The sequence below is a fragment of the Specibacter sp. NPDC078692 genome, from assembly GCF_040686835.1.
Lineage (GTDB): Bacteria > Actinomycetota > Actinomycetes > Actinomycetales > Micrococcaceae > Specibacter.
Window position 1 is genome coordinate 25,792 of record NZ_JBFBLV010000026.1, and the last position, 20,202, is coordinate 45,993.

The 20,202-nt window shown below is 59.3% G+C and carries 19 protein-coding genes; 15 read left to right on the forward strand and 4 right to left on the reverse strand.

Annotated elements, in window-relative coordinates; all coding sequences use genetic code 11:
• Positions 1-60: 60 nt before the first annotated feature.
• From AB0O97_RS15775 to AB0O97_RS15805, 7 genes are all read left to right on the forward strand, one after another.
• Entirely contained in the window at positions 61-954 is an 894-nt protein-coding gene (locus AB0O97_RS15775) for a F0F1 ATP synthase subunit gamma (protein WP_363838673.1), read from the forward strand.
• A gap of 51 nt (positions 955-1,005) precedes the next feature.
• Complete coding sequence (gene atpD, locus AB0O97_RS15780) at positions 1,006-2,463, forward strand: F0F1 ATP synthase subunit beta (protein WP_363883935.1); 1,458 nt, start codon at positions 1,006-1,008, stop codon at positions 2,461-2,463.
• Positions 2,464-2,465: 2 nt separating this feature from the next.
• Positions 2,466-2,756, forward strand: coding sequence for a F0F1 ATP synthase subunit epsilon (locus tag AB0O97_RS15785; protein ID WP_110106640.1), 291 nt, complete (start codon positions 2,466-2,468; stop codon positions 2,754-2,756).
• Between the two features lie 10 nt (positions 2,757-2,766).
• Positions 2,767-3,198, forward strand: coding sequence for a DUF2550 domain-containing protein (locus AB0O97_RS15790; protein ID WP_363838675.1), 432 nt, complete (start codon positions 2,767-2,769; stop codon positions 3,196-3,198).
• A 173-nt stretch (positions 3,199-3,371) separates the two neighbouring features.
• Entirely contained in the window at positions 3,372-3,839 is a 468-nt protein-coding gene (locus tag AB0O97_RS15795; protein WP_363883900.1) for a hypothetical protein, read from the forward strand.
• Positions 3,815-4,669 (forward strand): alpha/beta hydrolase-fold protein, encoded by an 855-nt coding sequence (locus AB0O97_RS15800; protein WP_363883902.1) that lies wholly within the window; start codon positions 3,815-3,817, stop codon positions 4,667-4,669. The genes AB0O97_RS15795 and AB0O97_RS15800 overlap by 25 nt, the downstream gene beginning before the upstream one ends.
• A 182-nt stretch (positions 4,670-4,851) precedes the next feature.
• The gene (locus tag AB0O97_RS15805; RefSeq protein WP_363883903.1) at positions 4,852-7,380 is read left to right on the forward strand and encodes a DUF2156 domain-containing protein; all 2,529 of its coding nucleotides are present in this window, start codon (positions 4,852-4,854) and stop codon (positions 7,378-7,380) included.
• Positions 7,381-7,478: 98 nt separating this feature from the next.
• Here the strand turns inward: AB0O97_RS15805 and AB0O97_RS15810 are convergent, their stop codons facing one another.
• The 3 genes from AB0O97_RS15810 to nucS all read right to left on the reverse strand — a co-directional run bounded on the left by AB0O97_RS15810 (position 7,479) and on the right by nucS (position 9,826).
• Complete coding sequence (locus AB0O97_RS15810) at positions 7,479-7,682, reverse strand: cold-shock protein (RefSeq protein WP_363838685.1); 204 nt, start codon at positions 7,680-7,682, stop codon at positions 7,479-7,481.
• Positions 7,683-7,826: 144 nt separating this feature from the next.
• Positions 7,827-9,071 (reverse strand): amidohydrolase family protein, encoded by a 1,245-nt coding sequence (locus AB0O97_RS15815; protein WP_363883905.1) that lies wholly within the window; start codon positions 9,069-9,071, stop codon positions 7,827-7,829.
• A gap of 59 nt (positions 9,072-9,130) precedes the next feature.
• Positions 9,131-9,826: an endonuclease NucS gene (gene nucS, locus AB0O97_RS15820; protein WP_363838691.1), complete on the reverse strand. Its 696-nt coding sequence runs from the start codon at positions 9,824-9,826 to the stop codon at positions 9,131-9,133.
• A gap of 105 nt (positions 9,827-9,931) precedes the next feature.
• Between nucS and AB0O97_RS15825 the strand changes: the two genes are divergently transcribed.
• The gene (locus AB0O97_RS15825; RefSeq protein ID WP_363838693.1) at positions 9,932-10,300 is read left to right on the forward strand and encodes an ATP/GTP-binding protein; all 369 of its coding nucleotides are present in this window, start codon (positions 9,932-9,934) and stop codon (positions 10,298-10,300) included.
• A gap of 9 nt (positions 10,301-10,309) precedes the next feature.
• The gene (locus tag AB0O97_RS15830) at positions 10,310-11,101 is read left to right on the forward strand and encodes an alpha/beta hydrolase (protein WP_363883907.1); all 792 of its coding nucleotides are present in this window, start codon (positions 10,310-10,312) and stop codon (positions 11,099-11,101) included.
• Positions 11,102-11,141: 40 nt separating this feature from the next.
• On the opposite strand, the gene AB0O97_RS15835 is transcribed toward AB0O97_RS15830, so the two are convergent.
• Complete coding sequence (locus AB0O97_RS15835; RefSeq protein WP_363883937.1) at positions 11,142-12,299, reverse strand: AI-2E family transporter; 1,158 nt, start codon at positions 12,297-12,299, stop codon at positions 11,142-11,144.
• 412 nt (positions 12,300-12,711) lie between these two features.
• Here AB0O97_RS15835 and AB0O97_RS15840 point away from each other — a divergent pair, with 412 nt between their 5' ends.
• From AB0O97_RS15840 to AB0O97_RS15865, 6 genes are all read left to right on the forward strand, one after another.
• Positions 12,712-15,129 carry a hypothetical protein gene (locus AB0O97_RS15840; protein WP_363883908.1) on the forward strand — a complete coding sequence of 806 codons (2,418 nt, stop codon included), beginning with the start codon at positions 12,712-12,714 and terminating at the stop codon, positions 15,127-15,129.
• 147 nt (positions 15,130-15,276) lie between these two features.
• A complete protein-coding gene (locus AB0O97_RS15845; RefSeq protein ID WP_363883909.1) occupies positions 15,277-16,221 on the forward strand; it encodes a tetratricopeptide repeat protein in 945 nt (314 codons plus the stop codon).
• Between the two features lie 85 nt (positions 16,222-16,306).
• Positions 16,307-17,098 (forward strand): ABC transporter ATP-binding protein, encoded by a 792-nt coding sequence (locus AB0O97_RS15850; protein WP_363883910.1) that lies wholly within the window; start codon positions 16,307-16,309, stop codon positions 17,096-17,098.
• Complete coding sequence (locus AB0O97_RS15855) at positions 17,080-18,666, forward strand: transporter (protein ID WP_363883912.1); 1,587 nt, start codon at positions 17,080-17,082, stop codon at positions 18,664-18,666. Before AB0O97_RS15850 ends, AB0O97_RS15855 begins: the two co-directional genes overlap by 19 nt.
• 156 nt (positions 18,667-18,822) lie before the next feature.
• Positions 18,823-19,602: a glucosamine-6-phosphate deaminase gene (gene nagB / locus AB0O97_RS15860; RefSeq protein ID WP_363883914.1), complete on the forward strand. Its 780-nt coding sequence runs from the start codon at positions 18,823-18,825 to the stop codon at positions 19,600-19,602.
• A 190-nt stretch (positions 19,603-19,792) separates the two neighbouring features.
• Complete coding sequence (locus AB0O97_RS15865; RefSeq protein ID WP_363838713.1) at positions 19,793-20,116, forward strand: DUF3039 domain-containing protein; 324 nt, start codon at positions 19,793-19,795, stop codon at positions 20,114-20,116.
• Positions 20,117-20,202 lie beyond the last annotated feature (86 nt).

A 20,202-nucleotide genomic window follows, 5' to 3' on the forward strand; every position in this document is an offset into this window, starting at 1 on the left:
TGAATAGCTTGCCGGTCCCACGGGGCCGGCAAGCTAAACAAGGATAAGGAAAGGACAAACATGGGAGCCCAGATCCGGGTCTACCGCCAGAAGATCGCCTCGACCACGTCGATGCAAAAGATCTTCAAGGCGATGGAACTGATCGCTACGTCCCGCATTGGAAAGGCACGCATGCGTGTTTCGGCGTCATTGCCGTATTCCAATGCGATCACCCGTGCCGTTTCTGCCGTTGCGTCCCAGTCCGAGGTCGACCACCCGCTGACAACCGAACCGGATTCTATCCGTCGGGCTGCAGTGTTGGTCATGACTTCCGATCGTGGTCTTGCCGGTTCCTACTCCGCCAGCGTTTTGAAGCAGGCAGAGCACCTTATCGAATTGCTGCACGGAGAAGGCAAAGACGTCACGACCTATTTGGTCGGCCGCAAGGCTCAGGCGTACTTTGACTTCCGCGGACGCGATTACGCCAAGGTGTGGACCGGTGGCACCGATGCACCGGAATTTGAAACTGCACGTCAACTCCGCGAGGCCCTGCTGTTGGACTTCGCAACCGACTTCGAAGAGGGTGGCGTGGATGAAATCCATGTCGTTTACACCCAGTTCAAGTCAATGGTTGTTCAGGAGCCGACAGTAATTCGTCTGCTGCCGTTGGAAGTTGTTGAGGAAGAAGTCGAATCCTCAAACGACCTGCTGCCGCTGTACGAGTTCGAGCCGCAGCCCGAGGACGTCCTTGACGCCCTGCTGCCGCGGTACATTGAGTCACGCATCTTCTCTGCACTCTTGCAGGCGGCAGCTTCCGAGCTCGCAGCTCGCCAGCGGGCTATGAAGTCCGCAGGTGACAACGCCAATGATCTGATCAAGAAGTACACGCGTCTTCGTAACAACGCCCGGCAGGCTGAAGTTACGCAGGAGCTCTCCGAGATTGTTGCGGGCGCTGACGCGCTCAACGCCTCTTAGCAGCCCAATTCATACTTATTCAATGCCATCTACACAAGTGAAGTGAGAGAGATGACTGCCCAACTCAACGAGCAGGGAACCGCCGTGAAGGCTGGTGCCACTGGCCGCATTGCGCGCGTTATCGGCCCGGTTGTCGACGTCGAATTCCCGGCTGACGGCCTTCCCGCCATTTACAACGCACTCACCACCGAGATCACTCTCAACGGTGAGACCAAAACCATCACCTTCGAAACTAGCCAGCACCTGGGCGACGGCGTTATTCGCGCCATCTCCTTGCAGGCTACCGACGGACTTGTCCGCGGAACCGCTGTCAAGGACTTGGGCGCGCCCATTTCCGTACCAGTCGGCGACGTCGTCAAGGGCCACATCTTCAACGTCCTGGGCGACCCCCTCGACGTGAAGGAATCGGAACTGAACATCACCGAGCGTTGGCCCATCCACCGCAAGCCCCCGGCTTTCGCAAGCCTCGAAGGCTCCACGGAGATGCTCGAGACCGGTATCAAGTCCATTGACTTGCTGACCCCCTACATCAAGGGTGGAAAGATTGGTCTGTTCGGTGGTGCCGGTGTCGGTAAGACCGTTCTGATCCAGGAAATGATCACCCGTGTGGCCCGTAACTTTGGTGGTACTTCGGTATTCGCCGGTGTTGGCGAGCGAACACGAGAAGGTAACGACCTCTGGGTTGAAATGGAAGAAGCCGGCGTTCTCAAGGACACCGCGCTAGTCTTCGGCCAGATGGATGAGCCGCCGGGAACGCGTCTTCGCGTTGCTCTGTCAGGTTTGACCATGGCTGAGTACTTCCGCGATGTACAGAACCAGGACGTGTTGCTCTTCATTGACAACATCTTCCGTTTCACACAGGCCGGTTCCGAAGTTTCCACACTGTTGGGCCGTATGCCTTCAGCTGTGGGTTACCAGCCCAACCTGGCCGATGAGATGGGTATCCTCCAGGAGCGCATCACCTCGACCAAGGGTCACTCGATCACGTCCATGCAGGCCGTTTACGTGCCTGCTGATGACTACACCGACCCGGCCCCGGCCGCGACCTTCGCCCACTTGGATGCGACCACGGAACTTTCCCGTGAAATCGCTTCACGTGGTCTGTACCCGGCCATCGATCCGTTGACTTCAACCTCACGTATCCTTGACCCGCAGTACGTTGGCCAGGCCCACTACGACACCGCTGTTCGTGTCAAGCAGATCCTTCAGAAGAACAAGGAACTGCAGGACATCATCGCGATCCTCGGTATCGACGAGCTCGGTGAAGAGGACAAGATCGTCGTGGCACGCGCCCGTCGTATCCAGCAGTTCCTTTCACAGAACACCTACACGGCGAAGCAGTTCACCGGCGTCGAAGGCTCCACGGTCTCCATTGCGGACACCATTGAAGGCTTCACCGCTATCTGCGACGGTGACGTGGACCACATTGCCGAGCAGGCGTTCTTCAACATCGGTGGTATGGATGATGTAGAGCGTCAGTGGGCTGCGATCCAGGAATCGACCAAGTAAGCATGGCTAACCTCGAAGTTGAAATCGTAGCGGCGGACCACTTCGTGTGGTCCGGTGCAGCGACCCTTGTCAAGGGGTTCACCAGCGAGGGCGAGATCGGCATTTTGCCCGGTCACACCCCGATGCTCGCGGTTTTGGCGCCGGGCTTGTTGGAGATCGCTCCTGTAGACGGATCCCGCTTCCTTGTTGAAGTGGACGGCGGTTTCTTCTCGGTTGACAGCAACCGGGTTGTCATCGTTGCCGACAATGCGCAGTTGAAAGACAGCGCAACGTCTGGCGCAGGGATTCGCTAGCAATCAATTGATGAACGAACTCGGTATTCCGTTCATCGTACTGGCAGGATTACTCCTGCTAGTTGTTCTAACACTGTGCCTGTACGGGGTGCGCCGCATGCATTTGCGGCGCGCCCTTGGCACGGTCGACTCCTCCATGTGCCTAAGCGGAAATCGCTGGGCCATGGGGGTTTGTCGTTATCAGGAGTCAAATCTGCAATGGCTCCGGGCCCTGTCCCTCAGCCCGATTCCGGCGAAGACCATGCAACGCAACAAGATTGTGTTGGTAGGCCGTCGCGAACCTAACGAGACTGAGCTGACCCGAGTTCCACCCGCCACCGTGATTGTGATTCTTGATTACGAGGGCACACAAATCCTGCTCGCCATGAAGTTCGGCGCCTATGCCGGCCTCTCCTCATGGCTGGAAGCCGGTCCGCAGCCTGGTGTCTCTACACGGCGCTAACACGGCCGCGAACACTGCGGCTAACTCACTCACAAACACAGTGCTTACGGCCAGTGTGTTGTCAGTGTCCTCCCAGCCAGCGCCGAGTAAACGTTCGGTCGCAGCCACTACTTTCGCTGTGCAGCTGCCTTTCAGGGCAGATAATTCTCATAGAGTGCGGTAACACTGTGGCAATGATTCAAGAGCTTGAAAATCTCAGTCTTATCGACGGTCCGCTTCCTCTCATGGTCCTGTGCTTAGGTGTAGCCTCGCTGCTCTTCCTGTTGTTTCGCCGTTCCCTGCGCTGGTGGATCTTTGTGATTGTCAGTGCCCTGCTGGCGTTCGCCGTCAGTAGCGCCGCCTGCTGGGCAGTCATCCACGTGTTATATGTTTGGCCCGAAGATCTCCCAACCCCTGTTGTCATTAGCGTGGCCCTGGTGCTGTGGCTCCTGACGCTGGGAAGCACGACGGCGTTGGCCGGTTTACGCCGTCAACGTCGAGGTGTTGTTGCGGGGTTAGCGATGTGGAGGTTAGGGACGCTGAAGTTTGCGACGCTGCCAGGACTTCACAGCCGAGCTCACCGCACCCCAATACCCGGCCCCGCCGCCGCACCTCACCTCTCCGGCGTACCGTCACTGTGCTTGCCACTTTGGTGGCATTGACCAGCGTGGGCCTCTCGCTCAATTCTGACTTTGGTGAATTTCCCACTGTGGGCAGCCTGTTTAGCTCGCCAACAACAAATCTCTCCACGGCAGCCGTCCCAGTTGTGACACATCAGCTTGGCTCGCGATTCATGACAGCTGGCGTCTCGGCCGGTTGGAAGGCACCTGCTGGTTTACCCGCAACAGGAACTGTGCGCTCCGTCGATATTGCAGGCACGGTCTCGGGTTTCAAAGCCCGCAACGCTGTGGTGTACCTGCCCCCGGCCTATTCAGCCGCAAATCGGCCGGTCTTGCCGGTGCTGCTCTTAGTTAGCGGACAACCGGGTTCGCCAGAGTCGTGGCTGCGCTCTACCAGCCTCGTCACTCAGCTAGACTCCTTTGCTGCCGCGCACGGCGGTCTGGCGCCCGTGGTGGTCATGCCGGATCCCAATGGTAGCGATCAAGCCAACACGATGTGCATGGACTCCGCTCTGGCCCCGGCCGATACCTATATGTCCGTCGACGTGCCTCACTGGATCAAGACACATCTTGAGGCTGACACCAACCCCGCACATTGGGCTGTGGGTGGCTTCTCCTATGGCGGTACGTGCGCTTTGCAGATGGTGACCCGCCACCCAGAAATCTACAAGACGTTCATGGCGATTTCCCCGGAACGCGAGCCCGCACTGGCCGTGAACAGGTCCGTTACCGTCCACAGGGCTTTCCACGGAGACACCGCGGCTTTCAATGCACAGCTGCCGCTGACTCTGCTGGCGAAGAATAAGTATCCAGAAACTTCTGGCTGGTTTGCCGTGGGGAGCCAAGATGCGGCGTATTCTGCCAATGTGTGAGTCCTTCAAGAAGCAGTCGACAAAGCCGGCATGAGCACCGAACGTGCAGCCTTTCCCGGAGGGCATTCTTGGGCTGTGGCCAATGCTGCTCTGCCTCAGGGATTGACTTTTGTTTTTGCCAGATTGGGCTTGCGATGAGGGTATGGAGTTGGCTACGGCGCACCCCCTTTAGTTCGGCTCTGATGATTGCCCTAGTTGTGGTTCATGGAGTATCCGGAGCTTTCCTTGGCAAGCTGCCCAGCGCCGTGGCGGGGACGTGGGGCTATCAGTCCACTGATTTGCTCAGCGCGCAGTGGTGGAACCTGATCACGACACTCTTTCTCAGCTCCAACACAGCCTCCATGCTGTTAGCTGTGGGCGTCGTGGGAGTTGCCGTAGGGATAGCCGAAGTCACAGTTGGTAGCTGGCGCACAGCCGCACTTTTTTGCGGAACGCAAGTGACCGCCGTCGTCCTCTTTGGTGTTCTTCTGAGCGTAGGGAATCTGAGCGAAATTGACTGGCCCGCGGGGATGGATCAGGCAACGTTGTTGGGGCCCTTTGCCGCCTCAGCCGGAACCTTGATGGCGGCCAGCCAAGGTATTAGTCTGCTGTGGCGGCGCCGTGTACGGGTCCTGATTCTGGCGTTGGCATTGATGCTCAGCGTGTACGTGGGCCACGCGCAGCACGTGTTCATTGTGCTCGCGGCGCTGGCCGGACTGGCTCTGGGGCTGGTGTTTGTGAGGGCATTGGGGCGCCGGATCCCGGGGCGCTCGACCAGCCGTGAAGTGCGCACCATTTTGGCAATGGTGGTTGCGGTCTTTGCCGTGGGGCCGTTAGCTGCTGCCGTGGCACATATTGCAGTGGGACCCCTTGCCGTGATGCGCACGTGGATCACCAATCAGGAGCCCACGCTGTCGCAGTGGCATGGCAGCTGTCATGCGGCCGACGCCGCATGTCAGGGGATGGTTCATAATCTGGGCTTGCTGGGCTCCGGAGGTCATCTGCTGGCGCTCATGCCCATGGTGTTACTGCTGGTGTGTGCGGAAGGGCTGCGGCGTGGGAGCCGTCTGGCGTTGTGGGTGGCGCTGTATCTGCATGTGGTGATTGGGCTGGTATCGGCCGCCTATTTCCAAGTTTTTTCCGGGCTGGGGCTCTCTCTGCCGCGCGGCCATCGTAGCCTAACCATCAACGAATCAGTGTGGGAACTGCTGCCGGTGGTGCTGGTTCCTGTGCTCATAGCGATAGCTTTGTTCGTTTTTCGACGACACTTTCGGGTTGACCCGGACCCGGTGCTGCGCCGGCGTGCCCTGTCATTTTTGCCGCTGCTGCTGCTGGTGCTGGTGGGGCTGTACACGCTCGCCTGGCTGGTTGAAGGAAATCTGAACAACCATCTGGGGCTGGTGGCCCTGATTGCCGGTCTTCCGCGGATCGTGCTGCCCTACCCGTTCCCGTTCACTTATGCTGCGAACGTTTATCCGCATGGGTTTTTCTCCGAATTCATCTTCAGTTTTGGCGGTCCAGTGCTGTGGCTGGTGAGTGCGGGGACGGTGCTGGCGTTGTTCTTGAGCCGGCACCTTCACAGTGGCACGGACCAGGCTGCGAAGGCACGGGAACTGGTCCGCGAGGGCGGGGATTCCCTGTCATGGATGACGCAGTGGCCCAACAACCAATATTGGTTCAATGCAGCCGGGACCGTTGCTGTGGCTTACCAACCCCACAATGGTGTTGCCGTCACGGTGGGCCGTCCCATTGGTGATCCCTTGCAGTACGATGGCGCCGTCGATAAGTTCCTGAATTTTTGCGCCGATGTTTCACTCACCCCGTGCTTCTATTCTGTGACGGATACGCCGGCAACCTTGTTGGAACAGCGCGGTTTCCGAAGGATTCAGGTGGCCTCCGAAACGCTCCTTGACGTGCACAACATGGAGTTCAAGGGCAAGGACTGGCAGAACGTTCGCACGGCCCTGAACAAGGCAAACAAACTCGGTGTCACGGCTCTTTGGTCAAGCTACGGGGAACTGAGCCCGGGACAGCGCACCCAAGTACATGAGATTTCCGAGGACTGGGTTTCCTCTCAGGCGCTTCCCGAGCTCGGCTTCACGCTGGGTGGCCTAGAAGAACTGAAGGATGACAATGTCCAGCTATGCCTAGCCATCGACGACACGGGACGGATCCATGCCGTGACCAGCTGGCTTCCGGTGTATGCCGAAGGTCAGGTTGTCAGCTGGACGTTGGACTTCATGCGCCGCAATGCAGGGGCCTTCAGCGGGGTCATGGAGTATCTCATTGCTCAAGCTGTGCAGTATTTCGCGGCCACCGTTGAGTACATTTCACTTTCAGGATCGCCCTTGGCAGTAACCAGTGAAACCGAAACTGCGAAAACAACAGCAACAGCAGCAACAACAGCGGGAACAGCAACAGCGCGGCAGGAGCCGAAGGGCCGTGGCCAGGAGGGGGCCTTGCCGGAGATCACGGTGAAGCAGAAGTCGTTGGAGGAGAATACGCTGGGGCGGATTCTGGCGCTGCTGGCACGCACCTTGGAACCGGTGTATGGGTTTTCGTCGTTGGCCAATTTCAAACAACGTTTCAAACCACGCCATAGATCCCTGTATTTGATGTATCAAGATCCACTCTCCCTGCCTGCCATTGGCCGGGCTGTGGGGGAAGCGTATATGCCCAACGTGTCCGTGCAGTCACTGGCCCGGATCCTGCGCAAACAAGAGAAGAAATAGCTGGACACCCGCTGCGCTGGGCAAACAAATAACCCCCGGCCATAAGACCGGGGGTTATTTGTTTTTCTTTTGGTGCCACCGTGGTTGGGGCAGCCAGCCTAGAGCGTTGTTACGCCGGTTGCTTGAGGGCCCTTGCTGCCCTGACCAATCTCAAATTCAACCCGGGCGTTTTCATCCAAGGTTTTGAAGCCGCCGCTTTGGATTTCTGAGTAGTGGACAAACACATCGCCGTCGGCGTTGTCCGGGGTGATGAAGCCGAAGCCCTTTTCAGCGTTGAACCACTTGACGGTTCCCTGTGCCATACTTTTCTCCTTGTGATGAACGTCCATGCTGTACTGCTATCTGTACTGCCTGAGCCGGGCAACAATTGCGTGCCAAGCCTCATTCAGCATGACATGAGTCACATTCAAGGTCAACGAGTGACGCCAAAGAGTCGCCTATATTAACTACTCCAACCAGGTGCCGGCACGCATGACACGCTGCAGCTCCAGCTGCGCGTCGACAATCAGCACATCTGCCCGGAGCCCGCGACGCAACGCGCCAACCTCGTCCGTGAGCCCCAGAACTGCAGCGGGCACCGAAGTGGCCGACTGCAAGGCGTCCCTGAAAGGGACCCCTGCGGCTGTGGTTCGGCCCAGCACCTCCAACAAGGTTGCGGTGCCCCCGGCAATGGAACCGGTGGCGTCCAAGGTGGCAACTCCATTGGCGACAGTCACCGGTGAGGGGCCCAGCATGTAGCTGCCATCAGCAAGCCCTGCCGCTGCCATGGAGTCGGTGACCAGCACAATATTGGCCGCACCCACAATATCGAACACGGTCTTGACCGTTTCTGGATCTAGGTGGGTGCCATCGGCAACAAGCTCGACGGCGGCGTTCCCGGCACTGGCTACCCGCAGGCAGGCGGCAACAGGGCCGGGGGAGCGGTGATGCATCGGTGGCATGCCGTTGAAAAGGTGAGTCACAGTGGGCCGTCCGGAGACGCCGTCGTACCCAGCAGATTCCAGGCCCTCACGGGCCTGCTCAAGCGACTCCGCCGCTGTCACGGTGTCAGAGTTTGTGTGGCCCACCGAAGGGGTGATGCCGTGGGTGGTGAGCAGGTCCACGAGGTCTGCCGCGCCGGGAAGCTCGGGCGCATAGGTCATGGTTGCGATGGCGCCTTGACCAGCTTCAATGAGCGAGGACATGAGCTCCAGATCCGGGTCCAGCAAGAAAGCCGGATTCTGGGCACCGCAGCGCGCATGGGAGAGGAAGGGGCCCTCAAGGTGGATGCCAGCCAGCAGCCCTTCAGCGGTCATGCCAGCGTAAATGCCGATGCCCTTGATGAGGTCCTCGGGGGAGGCGGTGACCATGCTGGCCAGAAGCGTGGTGGTGCCGGCGCGATGGAGGAAATCCACGGCAATACGGGCTGAGGCCTCGTCGCCGCTGGGAAAGTCGCCACCATTTCCGCCGTGGTTATGCACGTCAATCAGGCCGGGGATCAGACGCTGATCGGCAGGCAGTGAAATGACGTTCACGGCGTCCATATCGGCCTGATCAAAACCTGGCTCGTCAAAGTGATCTGCCCGCCCGGCGTACACGATTCTGTCGCCCTCAATGGCGAGCAGCCCGCCCTCAATAATGCCGTGATCGGTGACAACGGCACCCTGGATCAGGTATTTGGTGGACACGGGCGCAGGCGAAGGAACAGTCATGGCCCAAGTCTAGTCAGGAAGGGGCCCCTGTGCTCTAAAAGACGGGTGGCTTCAAAGATCTAAAAGAGGCGTGAGGCGCTGTCGTCCACTCCGCGCATGGCGTCGTAGTCCAGAGTCTTGCACTCAATACCGCGGTCCAGAGCGAGGGTCTTGGCCTGCGGCTTGATTTGCTGTGCTGCGAAGATGCCGCGAACCGGAGCCAGTAGCGGGTCACGGTTGAGGAGTTCAAGGTAGCGGGTGAGTTGCTCCACCCCGTCAATGTCGCCGCGGCGTTTGAGTTCAATGGCCACGGTGGCACCTGCTGCATCCCTGGCCAAGATATCGACCGGGCCGATCGCCGTGAAGTATTCACGGCGAATCAAGGTGAAGCCGGTGCCGAGCAGATGAATCTGTTCGGCCAGGAGACGCTGCAGATCGGCTTCAACGCCGTCCTTAATCAGTCCAGGATCGGTCCCCAAGTCATGGCTGGACTCGTGTAGTTCTTCATAGATGTTGATGATGAGTTGGTCATCGGCTTTGGTTGATTTCACAATCCACTGTGAGATCACGCCTTCTTCCAGCTCTGTATCCTCCGGGCCCACCGTGCGCAGGGTCGCCGGAGGGCTCATCCAGTTCAGTGGCTTGTAGGAGCCGCCGTCGGAATGGACCAGAACGGAGCCGTCAGCCTTGACTACTAGGAGCCGAACGGCGAGGGGAAGATGGGCTTTGAGGCGTCCGACGTAATCGACGGAGCACTTGGCAATCACTAAACGCACGCCTTCCACTGTAGCGGTTTGGAGCAGCAAGTGCGTCGAGACGATCCTGCGGTGGTCCTGCAAGGTGCGACTGCACGGGATTGAACTGTGCGGCACAATGGAGGAATGCCCCGTTCGAACCATCCACGCCGCCGCACCTCCAATGCCAGGGGTTCTAGCAACTCCCGTGGTCGAGGGCAGCCCGGTGCAGGGACTTCCGATCCGGACGACGATGGATTTGATCTGAACCGTGTCCGGCTGGGGGTCCCGGCCACCGAATCAGCGCCCGACGGAGTCTGGGCGGTGCGGAGCATCAGCGCTGGAAACGCCCAAAAGTCATACACCTGCCCCGGCTGCCACCGTTTGGTTCCCCCAGGTTTGGCTCATTTAGTGGTCTGGCAGGAAGACGCCTTGTTTGGTGCTGAGGCCGGTCTGCGCGACCGCAGGCATTGGCACAGCAACTGCTGGCGAGGACGAAGCTACCGGTACAGGTAGGCTGGGCGCATGGTTTTTGATCCGAGTTCCCTTGCTTTTGTTGATGCTGGCACCCCTGTGCCTGTCCGAGCCTCCACGATCTTGCCCGCGGTGCGCGAGAATATTGAGCTGAGGACCGCAGATGGCCTCACCCTGGTCGGTGAATTGGCACTACCGGCCGACGGCGTAGTCCGGGCCACGCTGATTACCCTGCATCCGCTGCCCACACATGGCGGCTTCATGGATTCGCACGTCTACAAGAAGGCCTCGTACCGACTTCCGGCTCTGGCTGGAATTGCCGTGCTGCGCTTTAACACCCGCGGCACGTCCTCACCCCGAGGCACCAGCGAGGGCGGTTTTGAAGAAGGCATTGGGGAACGGCACGATATTGCCGCCGCGGTTCAGTTTGCTGTGGAGCGCGGACTGCCCAACCGCTGGCTCCTTGGCTGGTCATTTGGCACCGAACTAGTGTTGAAATATGGCGCGGCTGACCCCGTTGCCCAGCACGTCCAAGGAGCGGTGTTGCTATCACCTCCACTGCACCGAGCCGTTGACGCTGATTTGGAGACTTGGGCTTCCTACGGGAAGCCGCTGACGGTGCTGGTACCGGAGTTTGATGACTATCTGCAGCCGGAAGCGGCTACGGCTCGGTTCTCGCTGGTACCACAGGCCAAGCTAGTGGCCGTAGACGGGGCCAAGCACTTGTGGGTGGGTGAGAAGTACGCGTCCCGGGCCCTGAACGAGATCGCTTCCACCGTTCTCGGTGCAGCCGTAGAGCTGCCCGCAGAATGGAGCGGACCCGTGGCCGCTCAGCCCGCCTGACGGGTTCCTAGTTTCTACACCTTGCCGCTGGCTTGATGCTTTAGTTTTTATCCTGCCGAGCAATGAAGACTTCCTTGACCAGCAGCATCACAGCTGCTGCGGTCGGGATGGCGATCAGGGCCCCGAGGACACCGAGCAGACTGCCACCGGCAATGACTGAGATGACAGCAACTGCTCCCGGTACGGCAACTGCCTTTTGCATGATGCGCGGTGAGATGAAGTAGGCCTCGAATTGCAGGTAGGCGAAGTAGGCAATGGCGTAGATCAGGGCGGTCTGCCAGCCAGCTGTCAGGCTGACCGCAATGACCACAATTGCGGCGATCATTCCGCCCACGAGTGGGATAAAGGCAAGGAGCGCAACAACAAAGGCCAGCAAGACGCTGAATGGTACGCCAAGAATGGTCATGACAATAAAAGCGAAGGTAGCGTTCAGGACTGCCACGCAGACCTGACCAATCACGTAGTTGCCCACACCTCGGGTGATTTCTTCGCTCAACTCTTCGACCCGGGGACGGCGTGATCGTGGGGCAAGGCGGTATCCCCATTTCTTGATGGCCGGCAAAGACGCCAGGAAGTACAGGCTCAGTACCAGCACGATCAAAGTACCGAAGAGCCCGTTAGCAATGTTGGTGCCCACGCCCACGACGCCACCAAAGATACCGCCCACAGCCTGAGCATCCTGGAAGAACTTGGCTACCTGCTCATTGATGGTGTCAAGGACGTTGTATTGGACATCGAGCTGCTTGAAAAACTCTGAATTCAGAAAGTCCCTGATCCAGATGGGGGCCTTGTTAATCAGCTGGGACGTCTGTTCCACGATGGTGGGGATGAGCGTGGCGAAGAACAATGCCACCACGCTGAGCAGGCCCACCAAGACTATGACGATCCCCAAGGGGCGGGGCACCTTGCGCCGTTCCAGCCATCGAACCACCGGATCCAGACCCAACGAAATGAATAGCGCGGTCACAATCCACAGAAGCAGCGATTCGGTGTTCGCCAGCATGTAGCTCAGGAATAAGGCAATGCCAACACCCACTGTTCCCATGAATCCAAAATAGATGGGATGACGGAACAAGCTGCTCCCAGAGGAGGCCTCGATAATGGCGGCGGTCTCACCAGGGCCGCTGGGCGCCACCGGAAGATCAAAACGCACGCGCGGCTGGGCGCCGGGAACCGGCTGGCGGATTTTTTCCACCAACCAGCCACGCCAACCCTTGCCGCGGTCCGGCGTGGCCGTGGCGTTAGAAGTGGCGGATGCGGCAACGGGAGCGGCCAGTGTGGACTCGGTGGTGACCGTTTCTTCTACTGTTTCCGGATCAGAGCGAACCGGAGCAGCAGGAACAGCTGAGGAAGGGGTCACATCCGAGGGGGGATTGGGTGAGCTTGGATCGGGGGAAGAGTTCACTTGTAGCTGCCTTCATAAATGGTGGTGTGGTGGCAAATTGTTCCACTCCCAATAGTGAATAGAGGTTACCAGCGCATCGCACTTCGATCCGCAAGCCACGGGGGTATAACGTGAGAAAAGTCAAAGAGGCATGCTCATCAGATAACGGTTCGGTTACCCTTGAATTAACGTTCACAGCAGTGTTCCGCCGATGTTAGGTAAGTTCTTGCGTTCAAAAATTGCAATTATTCTGGCCGTCTTGGGTCTTTTGGTGTTAGGAACTGGCATTGGCCAGCGCACCATCTGGCTCCCGCCAGCCACTGTCACGGCCGCCGCACCGGCGGAGCTGGCCGCTGCACCGCTGACGGTTATTGGTCCTGATCTTCTCAAGACCCGTGATGGAAAGTTCACCATGACCATTAAGAGCGATGGTCCTATGCAGCTGGCAGTGGCCCGCGAGGACGACATCATCGGTTGGATCGGCGACGCCGCCTACACCCGGATTGGTGCAGCAGCTGAGGACTTCTCCCAGCTGACTGCCACCAGCACCGCAGGTGAGGCCACCGTGCCCAACCCCGCCGGCTCAGATATGTGGGTCAGCGAAGAAAAGGCTACCGGCGAACTCAGCTACACCTGGCAGGCGCCGGGACACGGAGACTGGGCGCTGCTGCTCTCGGTTGACGGCAAGGCAGCTGCTCCCACCGATATTTCCGTCACCGTGGACAACGAGGCCGGAACGCCTTGGGCAGTGCCCTTGATGATTATCGGTTCCGCACTTCTGGCCTTGGCCGCACTGTTGTTCCTGCTGTCCCCGAACAAGCCCAAGGGTGCTCAAACTGCTGCTGTCGGCCGACGCGCAGCGGGTCGTGTTCCTACAGATCCAGCCACCGGTGCATTGGAAGTAGACAAGATTGTGGCTGCCCGTGAAGCTGCTAAGAAGTCGGCAGCTGACTCAGCTCCCGCCACAATTGCCGAGGCCCGGAAGGCCGCGTCATCAGATGCGAAGGCAAGCGAGGGTGCTGGGCAAGATGCCGCGGACGATTCAGGCAGCGACGCTAAGTCTGGCAGTGAGTCTACGAGTGGTGGTGCCGGATCTGCACGTCCGGCTATGCCTAGCGATGCCACATCGGCGCTTCCGGCTGTCCTGCTTAACAAGCCCAGCACGACCTCCGAGCCTGGCGTGGACTCTGCTGCCGTGAATGTGGCTCGTGATCAGGAGCAAGACGATCAGGGCGAGAAGAACAATAAGCAGGACCCGCAAGAGAAGCAGGAAAATAACGACGTCAGCACCGCAGCAGCTGCTCTACCGGCTGATGAGGATTCAGCCGCTGATTCAGATTCGAACTCAGAGTCGGGTTCTGATTCAGGCTCTGATGCGGGCGGAACCGCCGGTAAGGATCATGACGAAGATTTAAACAGCGGCGGCTCAGATAAGAAGCAGGGTCCAAGGAAGCCTCGGACCCGGAACAAGAGAGGCGTGAAGGGTGGCCTCTTCGGAGAGAAAGCCGGCGGAGAGAAAGCCAGCGGAGACAAAGCCACGGGAACCCAAACTAGCGGCGACACAGCTGGCCAGGACAAGTCCGAGTTCAGTGCCAGTGAAAGTCCGAGAGGGCCGGTGAAGAAGACTATGAAGGCTGCTCGATGGGGTGCTGCCTTGGCTGCTGTGCTGGTGGCTGGCAGTCTCAGCCCCGCAGTTGCCGCCGACCCGACCGCGCCGGAACCTAGCATGAGTGTCACTCCGGAGGCCACCGCTACGCCGTCCACCCCAGGATTCCCCGGGCTGCTTGACGCTCAGGTCCAGCGCATCGCCACGGCTGTTGCCGCGGTTGTCACTGCTGGTGACAACGCCAAGGATTCCAAGGAACTCGAATCTCGCGTGGGTGGTATGGCTCTGGAAGCAAGGGCTGCCAACTACAAGATCCGCGCCAAAGTTTCTGCGCAGGCTGCCATGGAGCCTGTGAACGCCGCACCCCTGCTGGCCAAAGTGGTCACCACCACCGATACGTGGCCCCGTTCTGCCATGATGGTCACCAAGGGTGAGAACAATGCCCTCCCGCAATTGCTAACGCTGGTTCAGGCCAGCCCGCGTGAGAACTACAAAATGATCCAGGCCACCCCCTTACTGCCCGGCCAGACTTTCCCCAAAGTAGATAAGGAAGGCACCGAGGAAGTTGCACTGGATTTTGCCGAGGGATTGAAGATGAGCCCTGCTGACGCCATTGCCGCACTCAGCGACCGCCTCACCAAGAGCGACAGTAAGTTCAAGGATTCCTTCAACGACAGCGTCTACATCCAAAGCGTTCTGGACACCCAGTCCACGATCGTCGAGAATGCCAAAGATGCCAGCCATGTGTTCAGTCACAAGGCCAGCAGTGATGCGGCCGTCAGCTTGCGTACCGCTGATGGTGGCGCCATGGTAGTGGTGGGCTATACCTTTGCCATCAACGGCACCAGTAAAGAAAACGCAACGCTGACCGTTGGCGACGATGCTGCAGTGTTCACTGGCGGCAAGGAAACCACCAAGGGCTACACGCTCAACTACGCCGAGCCCGTAGTCATGTACATTCCCCCTGCCGACGGGGACGGTAAGATCACCATCTTGTCCGCAACCCGCAACCTCGTGGGCGGCAGCTTCACTCAGTAGTTACGCCGCCGAGGCGGGCCAGGCACGGAGTGCTTGAGCCCGCCTCTGTCAGTTTCCACTGTCAGTTCATCAATGCGTTTCACTTGTCAATTTCACCCGCGGCGAGATTCACCCAAGACCGCCACCCAGCCCAGTTAGAGTGAGTTCATGAGTCAAAAAAGCCCTATGCCACAGAGCAGCCCGTCTGGAATTAACCTTCGCGGCGCAGTCGATCTTTCAGCCCTGAAGAACCGCGCAACGGCCGCTGCCTCCGGCGCGCCATCCGGTGGTTCACCGTATGCTGTGGACGTCAACGAGCAGAGCTTCCAAGAATTTGTCCAGCTCTCGCAGCAGGTCCCCGTGGTGGTTGCCATGGGCTCAGGCCGCTCACAGCAGTCAGCCACGGTGACGGCTCTGCTAGAAAAGGTCATCAATGAGTACGGCGGGCAGCTGGCACTGGGCCGTGTTGATATTGATTCCAGCCCCCAGATCGCCCAAGCCTTCGGCATCACTGCCGTACCCACCGTGGTGGCGCTCATCAAGGGTCAGCCCGTGCCTATGTTTGAGGGCGAACTGCCGGAAGAACAAGTCAAGGAATTCTTCACTGAACTTCTCAAGGTGGCAGCCAGCAACGGTGTCACAGGAAACTTGGGCGGCGCCCAGGCCCCTGCAGCGGCACCGGAACCGCAGCTTCCACCGCTGCACCAAGCAGCCCGCGACGCCATTGACGCCGGGGATCTGGCAGCGGCGCAGACAAGCTATGAGAAGGCTTTGGCAGAAAAGCCCAATGACACTGACGCCAAGATCGGCTTGGCCCAGGTTAAGCTGATGCGCCGCACTGCCGAAATCAATGTGGTCCAAGTTGAGGAGTTCCGAACCCGAGCTGCCGGTGACCCGGATGACCTCGACGCAGCCCTCACCGTGGCCGATCTTGATGTCTCCGGCGGTCATGTCGAGGACGCCCTGGCACGTCTGGTGAAATATATCGCCCTGCATTTCGGGCCAGAACGAGAATCTGCACGAGTTCGCCTGCTGGAGCTGTACGACGTGGTTGGTGTCAGTGATCCGCGCGTCTCGGCGTCACGCCAGGCTCTGGCCCGCGCACTCTTCTAGCCAGCTCTAGCCAGCACCGTTTGGCCAGCAATGTCATCCTTTGGGATAAGTCACAGTTCCCTGGTGGATTGCTAGGGTTTTAGGCATGAACAATTCTCTGGGGAGTATTTCAACCGGCGGGCGCCCACCAGCCTTATCGATTCGCGGATTATCCAAGCATTTCGGCGAGAAGATCGCCGTTAACAACATTGACTTGGATGTTCCCGCAGGCTCGTTCTATGGCTTGGTGGGACCCAACGGTGCAGGTAAAACCACCTCGCTGTCTATGGCCACCGGACTCTTGCGCCCGGATGCCGGGCAAGTGTGGGCCCACGGTGTAGACGTCTGGCAGAGTCCGCTGGAGTCCAAGCGCCTCATGGGTTTGCTACCCGACGGCGTCCGGCTGTTCGATCGGCTCACAGGTGAGCAGCTGGTCACGTATGCGGGTTTGTTGCGCGGCATGGACAAAGACACTGTGGCCGCGCGCGTCAAGGACCTACTGGCGGCCCTGGACCTGGCAAAGGATGCCGGGACTTTGGTAGTGGACTACTCCGCGGGTATGACGAAGAAGATTGCATTGGCCTCGGCACTGATCCACGCACCGAGCCTGCTGGTCTTGGATGAGCCCTTCGAGTCAGTGGATCCAGTATCTGCGGCCAACATCCGAGACATTCTGCACGACTACGTGAATTCCGGCGGTACTGTGATTGTCTCCAGTCATGTCATGGATTTGGTCCAGCGGATGTGCGATCACGTCGCCGTCATTTCTGCTGGACGAGTTCTTGCGGCAGGCACCGTGGATGAGGTGCGTGGCGAGAAGAGCTTGGAAGATAGGTTCGTAGAGCTTGTTGGCGGCCGGAACCAGACTGCGGGGTTGCAATGGTTGCGCACCTCCTAAGGCTGAAAGTTGCGCTGCTGCGCAACTCCCTCAAACGCAGTCCCTGGCAACTGGTGGGACTGATCTTCGCCGCCCTGTACGGTCTGGGTGTGCTGGGCATGCTCCTGGTGGGGCTGGGCTTTGCCGGCAGCACGGGCGATGCAGAGTTGGTGGGCATGGTGATCATACTGGCCGGTTCTGCACTGTTGGTGGGCTGGCTGGTCATACCTGTGTTGGCCTCCGGCCTAGATATGACACTTGACCCGGCTCGCTTTGTCACCTATTCGATTCCTATGAAACAACTGCTGGCAGGTCTGGCACTCTCGAGCTTCATCGGTGTCCCTGGCGCAGTCACGCTTGTTGCCGCTATGGGCACCGCAGTTGGATGGTGGCGTTATCCGGCGGCGGCCGTGGCCCCTTTGATCTGTGGCGCCCTCGGTGCGCTGACGTGCATCATTGCCTCACGCGCCATCACCGCAGCCAGCACCAGCCTGGCCTCGTCGCGCCGCTTCAAGGATGTTAGCGGCATTGTGGTGCTGGTTCCGCTCATGCTCATGGGACCCATCATTGCCGGTGTTTCCACAGGCATCAGTGATTTTTCGGTGTATTTGCCTCAGCTGGCCAACACCTTGTCCTGGACGCCGCTGGGTGCCGTGTGGGCAGTTCCCGCAGACATCGCCATCGGCGCATGGGGGCCGGCGGGGCTGAAATTGCTGATCGCGCTGGGCACCGTTGCTGTTCTGACCTGGATCTGGCAGGCCTGCCTGGCTAAAGCTCTGGTGACTCCTGCCTTCTCCGGTGGCGGCCGCAGGGCTGCTGGCAAGCTGGGCTTCTTTGCCCTTTTCCCGCAGACCCCCACAGGGGCCGTTGCCGCGCGTTGCCTCACGTATTGGTTCCGGGATCCGCGCTACAGCGCCGGGCTTCTCATTGCGCCGTTGATTCCGCTGGTCATGGTGTTTGGTGGCACACAGACTGCTGGACTTGAAGCTGTAGGGCCGATCCTTAGTTACGGTGGAGCGTTTGCGGCGTTCATGGTGGCTTGGAGTATCTCGGCTGATATCTCCTACGACAACACCGCCTTTGCGCTGCACCTGGCCACAGGGGTTTCCGGCAAGGCAGATAGAACTGGACGCGTCATGGCGGCGGCCGTATTGGCACTGCCGCTGGGACTGCTCTTTGCCGTGGCCGGGTCGGTGGTTGCTGGAGACTGGCAGATCTTGCCGGCGGCGCTTGGCATGTTAATGGGTGCCGCAGGTGCAGGTCTGGGGCTGGCCAGTGTGTTCTCCTCGAGGTTCACCATGGTGGTGCCATTGCCGGGGGAGAGCCCCATGAAATCCAAACCGGGCAATAACTTCTCCACGCTAATCATCCAGCTTGCAGGATTTGGCGGAGCGGGTCTTCTTGCGGTCCCTGTTATCGTGCTGATCATCATTGGTGCGGTGACTCAGCTGGCACTCTTTGCCTGGTTGGCATTGGCTGCCGGTGTTGGCCTGGGCGCACTGTACGTGTTCCTTGGCATCCGTTTCGGGGCGAAGCAATATAACAATCGCGGGCCAGAGTTATTGCAGACCGTTTCTGTCCACCGCTGACTCTGGATAAGGTTAGAGCTACACAGCAGATGCATGGCAATAGCGCCCTGTCCACCGCCGCGTGCGGCCGGTATCGACGGGGCGCTGCTGTACGTGTTTGCCCCTGCATTAAGCCATGGGCCGCCTACCGGGCGGCAGCGAAAGGAAGCGTGTTTCATGGAGGTCATCATCCTCCCGAGCAGCAAGGAAATTGGGGCGCTTGCCGCCGACTCGATCGAGGCTTTGGTGCGCAACAAGCCCAACGCTGTTATTGGTCTGGCCACAGGTTCCTCCCCGCTGCCCATCTATGACGAGTTGGCCCGCCGCCACGAGGCAGGCTTGAGCTTTGAAGGCGTCAGCGGTTTTGCGCTGGATGAGTATGTGGGTTTGCCTGTTGGTCACTACGAGTCCTACCGCGAAGTCATCCGCCGCGAATTCACCAACCGTGTAGACGTTTCCCCTGAGAACGTGCACGGCCCGGACGGAGCCAGCTACGATGTTGCAGCTGCCTGCCAGTCCTACGAGGATGCGATTGCCGCAGCCGGCGGCATTGACCTGCAGATCCTGGGCGTTGGCACCAACGGCCACATCGGTTTCAACGAACCGGGTTCCTCGCTGGCTTCGCGCACGCGCATCAAGACCTTGGCCGAGCAGACCCGCCAGGACAACGCGCGCTTCTTCGACAACATCGATCAGGTGCCCCACCACGTGGTGACCCAGGGTCTGGGCACCATCATGGACGCCCGCCACCTGGTTTTGGTTGCCTTCGGCGCTGGCAAGGCAGACGCTGTGCGCGATTTTGTCGAGGGTCCGCTCTCGGCATCGTGCCCCGCCTCGATCCTGCAGTTCCACCCGCGTGCCACCGTCATCATTGATGAGGCAGCGGCGTCCAAGCTTGCCGGTGCAGCCAGCTACCGCCACGCTTACGAGAACAAGCCTGCTTGGCAAGGCGTCTAAAAAGACTTTCGACGGCGGGAGCCCACCTGAGAATCAAAGGTGGGCTCCCGCCGTCGCCCGTTTTAAAGGACGCTAGCGCACCTTATGCAGTGTTTTTGGCAACGCTATCTCACCTGGCGGGGAGTGAAATCACCTTCAGGAAAGTTGGTGCCTCGGTGAGTCGCGGACGCGAACACGGTAGACTTGTCTCATGAGTTTGCCTCCAGATCCTTTCGAAAATGATCCCCTGCACAGCCCCGGTCAGACTGGTGGCTCAACGGCCGTTATTGAGCGCGAGGAATTGCGCCAAGAAGTAGAACCGGGCGACAGCGAACGGTTCGCACACTATGTGCGCAAGGAAAAGATCATGGAATCGGCCATGACGGGCGAGCCAGTGATCGCACTCTGCGGTAAGGTGTGGACGCCTGGACGGGATCCGCAGAAGTTCCCTGTCTGCCCCGAATGCAAAGAAGTCTATGACGGACTGCGGCCTGAGGGCGGCAAGGGCAAGGGCCCGAAGAAACCCAAGAAGTAACTGGGGTTCGTAATTTTTGATGTTACCGGCGAAAAGCCGTTGATTGGCCGTGCCCGGAATTGGGTGCGGAAGCGTGAAAGTGTGAC

Excerpts from the sequence above, each read along its gene's own strand:
- AB0O97_RS15795 (WP_363883900.1), top strand. The coding sequence starts at position 3,372 with ATGATTCAAGAGCTTGAAAATCTCAGTCTTATCGACGGTCCGCTTCCT.
- AB0O97_RS15865 (WP_363838713.1), top strand. The coding sequence starts at position 19,793 with ATGAGTTTGCCTCCAGATCCTTTCGAAAATGATCCCCTGCACAGCCCC.
- AB0O97_RS15775 (WP_363838673.1), top strand. The coding sequence starts at position 61 with ATGGGAGCCCAGATCCGGGTCTACCGCCAGAAGATCGCCTCGACCACG.
- AB0O97_RS15790 (WP_363838675.1), top strand. The coding sequence starts at position 2,767 with ATGAACGAACTCGGTATTCCGTTCATCGTACTGGCAGGATTACTCCTG.
- AB0O97_RS15845 (WP_363883909.1), top strand. The coding sequence starts at position 15,277 with ATGAGTCAAAAAAGCCCTATGCCACAGAGCAGCCCGTCTGGAATTAAC.
- AB0O97_RS15785 (WP_110106640.1), top strand. The coding sequence starts at position 2,466 with ATGGCTAACCTCGAAGTTGAAATCGTAGCGGCGGACCACTTCGTGTGG.
- AB0O97_RS15810 (WP_363838685.1), bottom strand. The coding sequence starts at position 7,682 with ATGGCACAGGGAACCGTCAAGTGGTTCAACGCTGAAAAGGGCTTCGGC.
- AB0O97_RS15815 (WP_363883905.1), bottom strand. The coding sequence starts at position 9,071 with ATGACTGTTCCTTCGCCTGCGCCCGTGTCCACCAAATACCTGATCCAG.
- nagB (WP_363883914.1), top strand. The coding sequence starts at position 18,823 with ATGGAGGTCATCATCCTCCCGAGCAGCAAGGAAATTGGGGCGCTTGCC.
- AB0O97_RS15850 (WP_363883910.1), top strand. The coding sequence starts at position 16,307 with ATGAACAATTCTCTGGGGAGTATTTCAACCGGCGGGCGCCCACCAGCC.
- atpD (WP_363883935.1), top strand. The coding sequence starts at position 1,006 with ATGACTGCCCAACTCAACGAGCAGGGAACCGCCGTGAAGGCTGGTGCC.
- AB0O97_RS15855 (WP_363883912.1), top strand. The coding sequence starts at position 17,080 with ATGGTTGCGCACCTCCTAAGGCTGAAAGTTGCGCTGCTGCGCAACTCC.
- AB0O97_RS15805 (WP_363883903.1), top strand. The coding sequence starts at position 4,852 with ATGATTGCCCTAGTTGTGGTTCATGGAGTATCCGGAGCTTTCCTTGGC.
- AB0O97_RS15825 (WP_363838693.1), top strand. The coding sequence starts at position 9,932 with ATGCCCCGTTCGAACCATCCACGCCGCCGCACCTCCAATGCCAGGGGT.
- AB0O97_RS15830 (WP_363883907.1), top strand. The coding sequence starts at position 10,310 with ATGGTTTTTGATCCGAGTTCCCTTGCTTTTGTTGATGCTGGCACCCCT.